General features: G+C 67.4%; 12 protein-coding genes. 4 read left to right on the top strand and 8 right to left on the bottom strand.

Features of this window, described 5'->3' with window-relative positions; all coding sequences use genetic code 11:
* Window positions 1–46 precede the first annotated feature (46 nt).
* Window positions 47–1,153, bottom strand: coding sequence for a 3-isopropylmalate dehydrogenase (leuB, locus tag ACE2AC_RS14755; RefSeq protein ID WP_375688196.1), 1,107 nt, complete (start codon window positions 1,151–1,153; stop codon window positions 47–49).
* 73 nt (window positions 1,154–1,226) lie between these two features.
* The gene (locus tag ACE2AC_RS14750) at window positions 1,227–2,129 is read right to left on the bottom strand and encodes a LysR family transcriptional regulator (RefSeq protein WP_375688195.1); all 903 of its coding nucleotides are present in this window, start codon (window positions 2,127–2,129) and stop codon (window positions 1,227–1,229) included.
* Window positions 2,130–2,231: 102 nt separating this feature from the next.
* On the opposite strand from ACE2AC_RS14750, the gene ACE2AC_RS14745 reads away from it, so the two are divergent.
* Together ACE2AC_RS14745 and ACE2AC_RS14740 are read left to right on the top strand one after the other, a co-directional pair.
* Complete coding sequence (locus ACE2AC_RS14745) at window positions 2,232–3,146, top strand: epimerase (protein WP_375688194.1); 915 nt, start codon at window positions 2,232–2,234, stop codon at window positions 3,144–3,146.
* Between the two features lie 96 nt (window positions 3,147–3,242).
* Window positions 3,243–4,586 (top strand): methyl-accepting chemotaxis protein, encoded by a 1,344-nt coding sequence (locus ACE2AC_RS14740; protein WP_375688193.1) that lies wholly within the window; start codon window positions 3,243–3,245, stop codon window positions 4,584–4,586.
* A gap of 8 nt (window positions 4,587–4,594) precedes the next feature.
* Here the strand turns inward: ACE2AC_RS14740 and ACE2AC_RS14735 are convergent, their stop codons facing one another.
* The 6 genes from ACE2AC_RS14735 to ACE2AC_RS14710 form a co-directional block, all read right to left on the bottom strand.
* Window positions 4,595–5,638, bottom strand: a complete 1,044-nt coding sequence (locus ACE2AC_RS14735) for an endonuclease/exonuclease/phosphatase family protein (RefSeq protein ID WP_375688192.1) — start codon at window positions 5,636–5,638, stop codon at window positions 4,595–4,597.
* Window positions 5,639–5,655: 17 nt separating this feature from the next.
* Window positions 5,656–6,456, bottom strand: coding sequence for a hypothetical protein (locus tag ACE2AC_RS14730; RefSeq protein WP_375688191.1), 801 nt, complete (start codon window positions 6,454–6,456; stop codon window positions 5,656–5,658).
* 288 nt (window positions 6,457–6,744) lie between these two features.
* Complete coding sequence (gene leuD / locus ACE2AC_RS14725) at window positions 6,745–7,350, bottom strand: 3-isopropylmalate dehydratase small subunit (protein ID WP_375688190.1); 606 nt, start codon at window positions 7,348–7,350, stop codon at window positions 6,745–6,747.
* Window positions 7,351–7,556: 206 nt separating this feature from the next.
* Entirely contained in the window at window positions 7,557–8,075 is a 519-nt protein-coding gene (locus ACE2AC_RS14720) for an HdeD family acid-resistance protein (RefSeq protein WP_375688189.1), read from the bottom strand.
* 36 nt (window positions 8,076–8,111) lie between these two features.
* Window positions 8,112–9,515 (bottom strand): 3-isopropylmalate dehydratase large subunit, encoded by a 1,404-nt coding sequence (leuC, locus tag ACE2AC_RS14715; RefSeq protein WP_375688188.1) that lies wholly within the window; start codon window positions 9,513–9,515, stop codon window positions 8,112–8,114.
* Between the two features lie 219 nt (window positions 9,516–9,734).
* Entirely contained in the window at window positions 9,735–9,929 is a 195-nt protein-coding gene (locus tag ACE2AC_RS14710) for a hypothetical protein (protein ID WP_375688187.1), read from the bottom strand.
* Between the two features lie 176 nt (window positions 9,930–10,105).
* Here ACE2AC_RS14710 and ACE2AC_RS14705 point away from each other — a divergent pair, with 176 nt between their 5' ends.
* Window positions 10,106–11,428, top strand: coding sequence for a mechanosensitive ion channel domain-containing protein (locus tag ACE2AC_RS14705; protein ID WP_375688186.1), 1,323 nt, complete (start codon window positions 10,106–10,108; stop codon window positions 11,426–11,428).
* Between the two features lie 73 nt (window positions 11,429–11,501).
* Window positions 11,502–13,028, top strand: a complete 1,527-nt coding sequence (locus tag ACE2AC_RS14700; RefSeq protein WP_375688185.1) for a VPLPA-CTERM sorting domain-containing protein — start codon at window positions 11,502–11,504, stop codon at window positions 13,026–13,028.
* Window positions 13,029–13,053 lie beyond the last annotated feature (25 nt).

Below are 13,053 nucleotides of genomic sequence, written 5' to 3'. Positions count from 1 at the left end.
GTCCTACGGTCGTGTTCCCCGGGAACAGCCTAGGACCGCCGCGCCCTCAGGCGAGGGAGGCATCGAGCGCTGCGACGATTGCATCGCCCATTTCCGCCGTGCTGACCGGAGAAACACCCTCTTCGCCCAGAAGATCGGCAGTCCTGAGACCGTCGGCCAGCACCTTCTCGACCGCTTTCTCGACGCGCGTCGCCTCGTCGCCCATGTCGAACGAGTAGCGCAGCGCCATGGCGAACGACAGGATGCAGGCGATCGGGTTGGCCTTGCCCTGCCCCGCGATGTCGGGGGCGGAGCCGTGCACCGGCTCGTAAAGTGCCTTGGGACGGCCGTTGGCCATCGGGGCACCGAGCGAGGCAGAGGGCAGCATCCCGAGGGAGCCGGTCAGCATCGCGGCGAGGTCCGACAGCAGGTCGCCGAAGAGGTTGTCGGTCACGATCACGTCGAACTGCTTGGGCCAGCGGGTCAGCTGCATGGCACCGGCGTCGGCATACATGTGCGACAGCTCGACCTCGGGGTAGTCCTTGCCGACCTCGGTCACGACCTCGCGCCAGAGCACGCCCGATTCCATGACGTTGGCCTTTTCCATCGAGCAGAGCTTCTTGCCGCGTTTCATCGCCAGCTCGAACGCCGACCGCGCCACGCGGTCGATCTCGCCCTCGGTGTAGCGCTGCGTATTGATGCCGACACGCTCGTTGCCTTCCTCGAAGATGCCGCGCGGCTCGCCGAAGTAGACGCCCGAGGTCAGTTCACGGACGATCATGATGTCGAGACCCGCGACCACGTCCTTTTTCAGGGACGAGAAATCGGCCAGCGCGTCAAAGCACTGGGCCGGGCGCAGGTTGGCGTAGAGGTCCATTTCCTTGCGCAGGCGCAGCAGGCCGCGCTCCGGCTTCACGCTGAAGTCGAGGCTGTCGTATTTCGGGCCGCCGACGGCACCCAGCAGGACGGCGTCGACCTCCTGCGCCTTGGCCATCGTGTCGTCGTGCAGGGGCGTGCCGTGCTTGTCGTAGGCGCAGCCGCCGACGAGGTCCTCGCTGACGTCGAAGGCCACGCCGCGCTTGGCGCCGAACCAGTCGATGATCTTGCGCACTTCGGTCATCACCTCGGGGCCGATCCCGTCACCGGCGAGGATGAGAAGCGAGGGGTTGCTCATTGGACTGGTCCTTCCTTTTCCCTGGTCGCATGTCGGGTATCCGTTTGCCCGGGGACGGTCAAGAAACCCCGCGTCAGCCGCGCTGCAAATAGGGCGCCAGCCCCGCCTCCAGGAGCCGCCACACAAGGGCCACGCGGGGGATGCGGCGGACCTTTTCATGCGCCGCGATCCAGACCGGCAGGCCCGGCACCGGCAGGCCGGGCAGCACCTCTTCGACGCCCGGCGTCGCGCGGCCGACATGGGCCTGGAAGAACCCGATGCCGCAGCCCGCACGGACATATTCCCAGTAGGCCACCTGGTTGTCGGTGCGCAGGGTGAAATCCTCGCGCGCGACATCCCAGCCGACCCCGCGCATGGCGCGCAGCATGATCTCGGACCGGTCAAAGCCGATCAGGGCGTGGCTTGGCAGGTCGTCCGGTCCGGCGGGCCGTCCGGCACGGTCGAGGTAGCTGGTCGCGGCGAAACAGCCGACCTCGATCTCGCCAAGGTGCCGGGTCACGATGTCGAGCTGTTCGGGCCGGAACATCCTGATCGCGATGTCGGCCTCGCGGAACATCAGGTTGCCGGTGGCGTCGTTGGCGTCGATCTCGATCGCGATGCCGGGCGCCTCGCGCAGGATGCCGGCGACGATCCGCGGCAGGACATGGTGGGCGACCACCTCGCTCGCGGTGATCCGGACGGTGCCGGTCAGCGCCTCGTCCCGGCCCGCCGCCGCCAGCGCCATCTCGGCCATCGCCTGCGCCATCCTGCGCGCGGCGGGCAGAAGGGCATGGCCCGTCTCGGTCAGGTCCAGCCCGCGCGGCTGGCGGGCAAAGAGGGTGAGGCCCGTCTCGGCCTCGATCCGGGCGATGTGGCGGCCGAGCGTGGGCTGACTGATCCCTAGCACCCGTGCGCCGCCCGACAGCGACCCGGTTTCGGCCACGGCGAGGAAGGCCTGCACCAGCGACCAGTCGAGGGTTTCAAAGGCATGATCCATTCATGAATGAATACATGTCCACCGGATTCTCGCAATTCCGATATGCCAGTGAATGCCACATCTTGGCGGGGAAAGTTCACATATCCCGAAAGGAGACCTGACATGACCCGCCAGCAAACCGTCCTCGTCACCGGCGCCAACGGCAAGTTCGGGCGCCACGCCGCCCAGGCCTTCGCCGCCGCAGGCTGGAGCGTCCGCCGTTTCGACCGCAAGACCCAGGACCTCACCGAGGCCGCCACGGGCGCCGACGCGATCGTCATGGGGATGCACCCGCCGACCTACGACCTCTGGGCCGACCAGCTGCTGCCCCTGCACCAGACGGCCGTCGACGCGGCCCGCGCCCACGACATCCCGGTGATCGTGCCCGGTAACCTCTACGGCTTCGGCCCCGGGGCGGGCGCGATGTTCGGCCCCGACGCGCCGCAGACGGCGACCAACCCGCTCGGCCACCTCCGCCGCCGGATGGAGGCGCTCTACCGCGACAGTGGGGCGCGCACGATCATGCTCTATTGCGGCGATTTCCTGGATGATCGGGCGTCTGGCAACTGGTTCGACCGGTTCATCGCCAAGGATGCCTGGAAGGGCCGGATCGCCTATCCCGGCGACCTCGATACGCCGCATGCCTGGTGCTGGCTGCCGGACGCCGGGCGGATCGCGGTGGCGCTGGCCGACCGGCGCGACAGCCTCGCCCGGTTCGAACAGGTGCCGGTGCCGGGCTACACGCTGAGCGGTCGCCAGATGGCCGAGGCGCTGGCGCGGGTGACCGGTGCGCCGGTCCGGGCGGGGCAATTCCCGTGGTGGCAGCTGCAGCTCGCCCGGCCGTTCCTGCCCGTCCTCAGGGGCGTGTTCGAGATGCGCTATCTCTGGTCGCTGCCGCACCGGCTCGACCCCGCGCCGCTGGACCGGCTGCTGCCGGATTTCGTGCCGACCCCGCTGGACCAGGCGATGGCCAAGGCCGCGGCGGCCCTGCCGAAGGCCCGGAGCAGCGCGTCGCGCCGGGATTTCGCGGCCGCCTGATCCCGTGCCCGGACCGGTTTCACCCGCCGTAAAGGGTTGCAGGTATAACTGGCCCCCGTGCGCCCGCTCGGGGGCCAGACAACGACGGACCTGCCGATGGACAGACACGACACGCCGGACACGCTCAGCATCTACGGGCTCGACGCCGAGGCGCGCGAACATGTCGCTGAGGCCGGCGCGCTCCTGCTTCCGCATCTCGACCGGATCCTGGACCAGTTCTACGCCTATGTCGGCAGCGTGCCCGCCATGGCGGCGATGTTCCGCGACCCCGAGATGATGGCCCACGCCCGCGCCGCGCAGAAGGCGCACTGGACCCTGATGCTCAAGGGCACGTTCGGCGACGATTACCGCGCCTCGGTGCAGCGGATCGGGCGCGTCCACTTCCGCATCGGGCTGGACATGAACTGGTACGCCGGAAACTACGCGCGTTTCGCATCGCAACTGCAGGCGATCCTGGCCGAGGCCGTGGCGAACCGGCTTGGACGGGCGCGGATCAGCCGCCTCACCCCCCTCCTCTCGGCCTTGACGCGCACGCTGTTCCTCGACCTCGGGATGGCGGTCGACGCGTTCCACGCCGCCCAGCAGGAGGATTTCACCGACCGCCTGCACCGGCTGGGGACCGAGTTCGAGGCCCAGGTCGGCAAGATCACCGAAACCGTCGCCAGCGCCGCGACCCAGCTGAGCGCCGCCGCGCAGGGCATGTCGGCCCGGACGGAAACCGCGACCGGCGAGGCGACGCGCACGATCCAGGTGGCGGCCGACGCGGCGGCCAAGGTGCTGTCGGTCTCTTCCGCCGCCGAAGAGCTGTCGGCCTCGATCCACGCCATCACCGGGCAGGTCACCGATGCCTCGCGCATTTCCGCCAGGGCCGCCGAAAAGGCGCAGCGGACCGACGACCTGGTCCAGGCGCTGCGCGCCTCGGGGGACGAGATCGGCGGCGTGGTCGACCTGATCTCGGACATCGCGTCGCAGACAAACCTGCTGGCCCTCAACGCCTCGGTCGAGGCCGCGCGCGCCGGTGAGGCGGGCAAGGGATTCGCCGTGGTGGCAAGTGAGGTGAAGCATTTGTCGATGCGCATCTCGGACGCGACCAACGACATCAGCGCCAAGATCCACCAGATGCAGAAGGACACCGCCGACGCGGTCAGCAGCCTGCACGAGATCGGCGAAACGATCCGCCAGATGGCCACCATCTCGACCGCGATCGCCACCTCGGTCGAGGAACAGCGCCACGCCACCGACGAGATCGCCACCAACGCCGAGGCGACCGCCACGATCACCGACCGGATGACGCACAGCATCGAATCCGTCGGCGGCACGATCCGCGACACCGGCACGACGGCGGGCGAGGTGCTGGGGGCCGCGCGGGCGCTGTCCACGCAGAGCGACGCGCTGTCGTCGCAGGTCGGCCGGTTCCTCGCCGGGCTGCGCGTGGCCTGACCGGCGGGTCACCAGGCGATGTCGACCCAGACCAGCCGATGGCGGCTGGCGTCCAGCACCGCCTGGGCAAGCGGATCGCCGAGCGGAGGCCAGAGCACGCCGGAACCCGTCACGGTCAGCGTGGCGGAGGGCAGGACGTAATCCACCCGCAGGTTGCCCGGCACCGGTTCGCCCCAGTCGGCGGTGTCCAGCGCGGGATCGCCGCTCTGCGCCTCTCCTCCGGCAAGGTCACCGCCGACCGACCGGGGGGCAGGATCCTGCAAGCGGGGGTCCGCGAGGAGGCCGCGGATCGCGTCGCGTTGACCGTCGCCGTCCGACGGATCGGCATTGGCTGCGCCAAGGAGGATGAACGGCGGATCGGGTGGCGGTGTCGCCATCGCCCCGTCGAGCAGCAACTGCCACAGCCGGATCTCGTCGGCGTTGCGGCGGCCGTTGCGATCCTCGGGCCCGTCGAAGACCGGCGGCGAGGCGTGGAACGCCATCAGGCTCAGCACCCGCCCGCCCGGCGCGTCGAGCGGCACGATCCAGTGCCCGCCCGATGACAGCCGCTGCACCGCGCTGCCCTGCGCGGCGGCACCCACCTGCCCCGCCACATCGACGATCAGGCTGCCGGGCAGATCGCGCCAGAGCAGGTCGTTCAAGGACCGGACCCCGGCGTGCCGGATCGGCAGCCGAGAGAGAACGGCGAGGCCCGACTGGCCGGGAAACCGCCCGAAGGCCTGCCTGTCCCCCGCGCTGCCCAGCCGTCCGTCGCCGTCCAGATCGATCCCTGTGTCGATGCCGGTGTTGCCCGCCAGCGGCAGGAGCGCCGGATAGGGTTCGGCCAGCCCCGCGTTCAGCGCGGCCAGCGCCCGGCCCTCGGCGTCGTAGTCCACCCCGGCGAGGACCAGCACGTCCGCCGCGGCCGCGTCGATGACCCGGCGCAGCGCCAGCACCTGCGGATCGGCGGCCGCGATGTCGCGCAACAGCAGGCCGGGGCCGTCGCGCGCCAGTTCGGTGTGGAAAAAAGCAACGCGCAGGCCATCGGCCCGCGCGGGTTGGAATGTCAGCAAAAGAAGGCAGAGGGCGATCAGGCCGCCTGGAACTGTTCCTCGGCCTTCAATTCCTCGTAGGTGCGGCGGCGCTTTTCCTCGATCATCTCGGCGATCCGCGCCAGCGCGAGGCCGCGCATCACCAGCGTCGCGGGCAGGATGGCCCATGCCGTCATTCCCCAGATCAGCGTCTGCGGGGCTGTGAGGATCACCGGGCCGATCACCATCTCGATCAGCTTCACCGCCGCCGGGGCCAAGAATGGCAGCAGGATGCCTAACACGATGTTAACCGTGGAGTTGCGCTTGAGCCGCGTCAGCACGTCGCCGCCGCCGGTCGGGTCGAAGAGCGGCAGGTTCAGCCAGACGTTGAAGGCGACGTGACGGCCCGGCCACCCCTTGACCTTGACGAGGTAAACAAAGCTGAGAAGCGCAAAGAGGCCAATGAGATAGGCGATCCCGGCGGCATCGCGCACCTGCTCGACCAACGCCGGCGGCGTGCCTTCGGGCAGCGCCAGCAGGACAAGCCGGACGGGCGAATAGGGGAAGTCGAGCATTTGGCTCAGCACCCGGTTCAGCGCCATGAAAAGCTCGGCCGCGGGCGAATCGAGGCTGTCGCCGGCGCGCTGCACGGTCAGCAGCAGCACGCAGAAGAAGACGGCGTAGAACCGCAGCCGGTTGAACGGTGGGGCAAAGCGGAACTCGATGATCGAGGGATACTTGCTGTAGTATTCGATGAACACGAAGCCGCCGGCGATCAGCGCCAGCAGGACGACCACCTGGGAGGTGTCGGTTCCGGTGTTCGGCAGCAACAAGGCCGGCGTCGCGACTGTGAGTGCCACCAGAAGGGCGCGCAAAAGCGCCCCGGTAAATCGTACGATCACAACTCGTTTCCCTTCAACTGGTCCGAAGCGATACGTGCCGCCTCGATACCGAACTCGAGCCCGTGCGTGCGGGTGCCTCATTATTGCCTTAATGTTGCCAAGATGGCCCCCACGCCACAAGCATTACGGGTAATTGACACCCGCAATGTGGCAAAAAGGCGGTCGACCTGGTGTTTTCCTGCATCAAATCGTGCGCAAAAAGGGGCCCGAAGGCCCCTTTCCGAAATCCGTCAATGATTCCAGCGCTCAAACCCAGGGGCGGGACTGGGATGCCTGCGACTCGAAGGTGTCGATCGCTGCCGCTTTTTCCATCGTCAGGCCGATGTCGTCGAGCCCTTCGAGCAGGCAGTGCTTGCGGAAGGGGTCGATGTCGAAGGAGAAAGATTCGCCGTCGGAGGCGGTGATGGTCTGGTTTTCCAGGTCGATCTCCATCCGGGCGTTGGCGCCCTTCTCGGCGTCCTTCATCAGCACTTGCACCTGCTCTTCGGGCAGCACGATGGGCAGCATGCCGTTCTTGAAGCAGTTGTTGTAGAAGATATCGGCGAAGCTGGTCGAGACGATCACCCTGATGCCGAAATCGGCCAGCGCCCAGGGGGCGTGTTCGCGCGACGAGCCGCAGCCGAAATTGTCACCAGCCACAAGGACTTGCGCCTCGCGGTAGGCCGGCTTGTTCAGCACGAAATCGGGGTTCTCGTTGCCGTCGTCGTCATAGCGCATCTCGTCGAAGGCATGCACGCCGAGGCCCGAGCGCTTGATGGTTTTCAGGAACTGCTTGGGGATGATCATATCGGTGTCGATGTTGACCAGCGGCATCGGTGCCGCGATCCCGGTGACTTTGGTGAACTTGTCCATTTTCGGTCCCTCCTGGCCCGGAAATCCACGTCGGTATCACGTCGGTATTGCGTCGGTATCACGTCGGTATTTTCACCGACCCGCCGCAGTCGCGATGTCCTTCGTGCCCTTCCGAATCCTGCGGATTGGTTGAGGTTGAAGTCTGCTGGCGCGGAGGGGTCTCCCCCTCCGAACCGGATGTTCCGCGGCCGGGACGGACGTCTGGGTCAGACGCCTTCCTTGCGGCCGAAATAGCCCAGGGCGGCGAGCGCCACGCCTTCGGCCACCAGCTCGATCCCGAGGAGGTAGCCCAGCATGGTCGAGCGCAGCTCGGCGAAGCCGAAGAGGACAAGGAGACCGATCCCGATCGAGAACAGCCCCGAGAGCAGCACCGGCCAGAACGAAGGCAGCCCGCGCAGGCCGCCGACCATCAAAAGCCGGACCAGGCCGATCACGAAGATGATCGCACCGACGATGACCGTCAGCGAGATGGTGCCCTGCAGCGGGTTGGCCAGCAGCCAGAAGCCCGCGATCACCGACAGGGCGGCGATCACGATGCTCCAGAGCCGCGCGCCGAACGAGCCGTCGACCAGCATCGCGAGAAGCGAGATGCCCCCGGCGACCAGCAGCACGATCCCGACGATCGTGGTGACGGCAACCGAAGCGGCCAGCGGATTGAACAGCGCGAAGATCCCGGCGAGGATCAAGATGATCCCCAGGGCAAGCATCATGCTGGAAGCTCTCATGTCCTTATCCTTTCGACAGAAATCACTGTCGCGAGGCTACATGATTTCCCTGACGTCTGTCAGCCGTCCTGTGACCGCCGCCGCCGCCGCCATCGCGGGCGACATCAGGTGGGTGCGTCCGCCCCGGCCCTGACGGCCCTCGAAGTTGCGGTTGGAGGTGGCCGCGCAGCGTTCGCCGGGCGACAGCTGGTCGGGGTTCATCGCGAGGCACATCGAGCAGCCGGCCAGCCGCCATTCAAAGCCCGCGTCGATGAAGATCTGGGCCAGGCCCTCTTCCTCGGCCTGGGCGCGGACGAGGCCGGAGCCCGGCACGACCATGGCGCGCATGCCATCCTTGACCTTCTTGCCCTTCAGGATCGCGGCCGCGGCACGCAGGTCCTCGATCCGGCCGTTGGTGCAGGAACCGATGAAGACGGTGTCGATGGTGATGTCCGACAGCTTCTGGCCCGGGGTCAGCCCCATGTAGTCGAGCGAGCGCTGCGCCGCGCCGACCTTGCCGCCGGTAAAGCTTTCGGGGCTGGGCACCTCTGCGGTGATGGGCAGGACGTCCTCGGGCGAGGTGCCCCAGGTGACGACCGGGGCGATGTCTTCGCCCTTGATGGTCACGACCTTGTCCCAATGCGCGTCCTCGTCCGAGAAGAGCGTCTTCCACCACGCCAGGGCGGCTTCCCACTGGGCGCCCTTCGGCGCATGGGCCCGGCCCTTGACGTAGTCGAAGGTCTTTTCGTCCGGCGCGATCAGGCCGGCGCGGGCGCCGCCTTCGATCGCCATGTTGCAGACGGTCATCCGACCTTCCATCGACAGGTCGCGGATCGCCTCGCCGCAGTATTCGATCACGTAGCCGGTGCCGCCGGCGGTGCCGGTCTTGCCGATCACCGAGAGGGTGATGTCCTTGGCGGTCACGCCCGGCGCGAGCTTGCCGGTGATCTCGACCTTCATGTTCTTGGATTTCGACTGGATCAGCGTCTGGGTGGCCAGCACATGCTCGACCTCGGAGGTGCCGATGCCATGCGCCAGCGCGCCGAAGGCGCCGTGGGTCGCAGTGTGGCTGTCGCCGCAGACGACCGTCATGCCGGGCAGGGTCCAGCCCTGTTCGGGGCCGACGATGTGCACGATGCCCTGGCGGATGTCCGACACGGGGTAGTAGTTCAGGCCGAAGTCACGCGCGTTCTTGTCGAGCGCCTCGACCTGGATGCGGGATTCCTCGTTCTCGATGACCTTGTCGCGGCCTTCGGTGGTGGGAACATTGTGGTCCGGGACGGCGATGGTCTTTTCCGGCGCGCGCACCTTGCGGCCCGCCATGCGCAGGCCTTCGAAGGCCTGGGGCGAGGTCACCTCGTGAACGAGGTGGCGGTCGATGTAGAGCAGGCTGGAGCCGTCCTCGGATTGGTCGACGAGGTGGGCATCCCAGATCTTGTCATAGAGCGTCTTGGGGGACATGGGTCCTCTCCTGGAGTGTTCGTGAAAATTCGGGAATCGCGAAGGGGCCCGGCCTTATAGGCGGGCGAGAACGGTCAGCGACGCGCCGAAAAAGCGCCAAGGCAGGCGCGCGCGATCATCCATGTCGAAAATCCGTGTCATGCAGGCACATCTACGCCCGAGACGCGCGTCCCGCAAGAGCGGGCCACGCGGCAGTGCAGCATTGCAGGGATGTGGCCGTCAGCTTTCGGGCTGCGGGCCGAACACGGCGCGCATGGCGCGGTCGCGGGCCGGATCCTTGCTGGAAACCTTCAGAACCCCCTTGGGGCTGTCACCGTGGCTCAGAAGTGCCCGGCGGTAGCGCGCGAGCATGTAGTCGCTGCGTGCGTCCTCGGCCGGTTTGGCGAACTGGTTGAGCGGGGTTTCCGTGGTCATGGGCAGGTCCTCCTGCGGGCGAGAGTGCCATGCCGCCGCGATTCGAGTCACGCGGCGTCGCGGCGCCGGTTGCGGCGGCTTGCCGCGCCGCGGAGACCGCGTGACTTCGCCCGCAATCGCAACAGCTTGCCTCATGGGGGCGGGCCGGTGCAGGATCGTAGACCCGGGGAGGAGCGATGGAGCCGAACCAGACAGACCAGATCGCCGAGGAAATCCTGCTGGGCCTTTGGGGCCAGTTGCAGGTCTTCGCGGCGAGCCTGTTCCGGCCCTGGAACCTTTACCAGATCCTGATCGCGCTGGCGTTGATGGTGCTGGCCTGGGGGATCTCCTACTGGCTGCGGCCGCGCTATCACGACTGGCTGCGCACGCGCGAAGGCTGGCCCAAGTGGCGGCTGCGCTTCGCACTGCAGTTCCACCGGCGGATGTGGCTGATCGTCTTCGTCGCGCTGATCTGGCCGGTGGTCTGGATCATGCGCGAGGTGACCTGGCCGTCGCGGTCCTACCTGCTGGGGTTCATTGCCACGCTGGCGCTGGCCTGGCTGATCATCGCGCTGGTGGCGCGGCTGATCAGCAACAACTTCCTGCGCGGGCTGGTGCGGATCGGCGGATGGATCACGGTGACGCTGATCCTGCTGGGGCTGACGGACGAGGCGCAGGCGCTGCTGGAATCGATCGGCATCACCTTTGGCGACACGCGCTTTTCGCTCTGGCTGCTGTTGAAAGCGGCGGTGCTGCTGGCGATCCTGTTCGCCGTCGCGCGGTTCCTGAGCCACGCGACCGCCGCCAACATCAGCCGGGCCGAGGACATCAGCCCCTCGATGCAGGTGCTGGTGGTCAAGTTCCTCCAGATGCTGCTCTACGGTGCGGCGTTCTTCATGGCGCTCAGGATCGTCGGGGTCGACCTGACCGGGCTGACGGTGCTGTCGGGTGCGATCGGCGTCGGCCTGGGCTTCGGGCTGCAGAAGGTGGTGTCGAACCTGGTGTCGGGGGTGATCATCCTGCTCGACAAGAGCGTGAAGCCCGGCGACGTGATCAGCATCGGGGACACCTTCGGCTGGATCAACACGCTGGGGGCACGCTATGTCTCGATCACCACGCGGGACGGCAAGGAATACCTGATCCCGAACGAGGACCTGATCACCGGCCAGGTGGTGAACTGGTCGCATTCCGACAACTTCGTCCGCGTCGATATCCGCTTCGGCACCGCCTACGAGGACGACCCGCACATGGTGCGCAAGGTGGCGATCGAGGCGGCCAAGAGCGTCGAGCGGGTGTTGCACAGCACGCCGCCGGTCTGCCACATCACCGGGTTCGGCGACAGCTCGGTCGACTACATCCTGCGGTTCTGGATCAAGGACCCCAGCAAGGGTCTGACCAACATCCGCGGCAACGTCTACCTGGCGCTCTGGGACGCGTTCAAGGCGAACGGGATCTCGATCCCGTTCCCGCAGCGCGAGGTGCGGATGCTGGGCGATACGGAAGGCCCCGGCGCGGGCTGAATTTCGCGCCCGCGTTACACAAGCGTCACCTTGGAAACCTAAGCACGGGCCAGATCATTTTCTGGGGGTTACCATGCTTTTCGACAAAATTCCGTCGCCCGTCCTGGGCGCCGTCCTTCTGGGCTGCACCGCCGTCCTGCCGCAGCAGGCGCTGGCGCAATGCGCGCCGACCGGGGCCGACAGCTTTGAATGCGCGGGCATCATCGACGGCGAGCAGGAGTTCGCGGGCAACGGGCTGACCGTCACCGTGCTGGACGGCGCCGAGATTTCGCACGACGACCACACCATCCGGCTGGACGAGGCGGACGGCGACGACAACACGCTGATCAACGGGGGGCTCATCACCTCGTCCGGCGGTGACGCGGTCAAGGCCGAGGACGGCTTCACGCTGGAGAACGACGGCGAGATCACCACCACCGGCGCCGGCGACGACGGTGTGGTCGTGGGCGACGAGGCCGACATCACCAACCGCGGCACGATCCGGACCGTCGACAAGGCGGTCGAGACCGGCGACGATTCGACGGTGCTGAACTTTGGCCTGATCGAATCCGTGGCGACCGACGGGGACACCGATGCGGTCGACGTGGGCGACGGGTCGACCGTGGTGAACCGCGTCGGCGGCCAGATCATTGCCACCGACCGCGCGGTCGACATGGGTGACGACACCCGCCTGCACAACCGCGGCCTGATCAGCGCCGGCGGCGAGGCGGTGGAAACCGGCGACAACGCGATCATCAAGAACTTTGCCACGGGCATCATCGAGGGTGTCGACGACGCGCTGAACCCCGGCCAGAACGTGACGATCCACAACTGGGGCATCATCCGCAACATCGCCACCGCGGCGGACGAACCGCAGGACGCCATCGACCTCGACAGCGGCGACATCATCAACCACGAGGGGGCCGAGATCACCTCGACCTTCGACGCGGCGATCGATTTCGACGGGATCGAACGCGCGCCGGGCGATGCGGTCGTGGTGTCGAAGATCAAGAACATGGGCAAGATCGCCGGCAAGATCGGCATTCTCGTGCAGGAATACGACGAGGTCGAGGACGGCGAGCTGCTGCCGCGCAACGTCGACGTGCAGCACGTCATCAACACGGGCGAGCTGAGCGGCGAGACCTGGGCGGCCGTGCTGGGCGAGGGTGACGATATCGTCGAACTGCACGCCGGATCGACCTTGAACGGCGGGATCGACCTGGGCGGCGATGATGACACGCTGGCGATCTTCGGCCCCGGCGCGATCTCGGGCGATTACGGTATCTTCGAGGGCGGCGCGGGCGAGGACCTGGCCGAGTTCCACATGATCGACTTCTTCGACCTGATCGGCGTGTCCGGGACGGCCGAGCTGCTGACGCTGGAATTCGCCGAGGCGCTGCCGGTTTCGACCTTCTCGGCGCTGTCGGCCGGCACGCCGGGCAGCTTCAGCTACACCTTCGCGAACTTCGAGCTGTTCGACTTCGGCGCCGACGACAGCCCGACGCGCTACACCGCCGACGACCTGGCCGCGATGGCCGCCGTGCCGGTGCCCGCGGCGGGCCTGCTGCTGGCGGGCGGACTGGCGGGCCTCGGCGCGCTGCGCCGTCGCCGCCGCGGCTGATCGCGGATACACGCAGAGGCATCGG

This window comes from Pseudooceanicola sp. LIPI14-2-Ac024 (assembly GCF_042188925.1).
Classification (GTDB): Bacteria; Pseudomonadota; Alphaproteobacteria; order Rhodobacterales; family Rhodobacteraceae; genus Pseudooceanicola.
The sequence above is the reverse complement of the archived record's forward strand: the minus strand, read 5'-3'. Positions and strand labels throughout refer to the sequence as shown.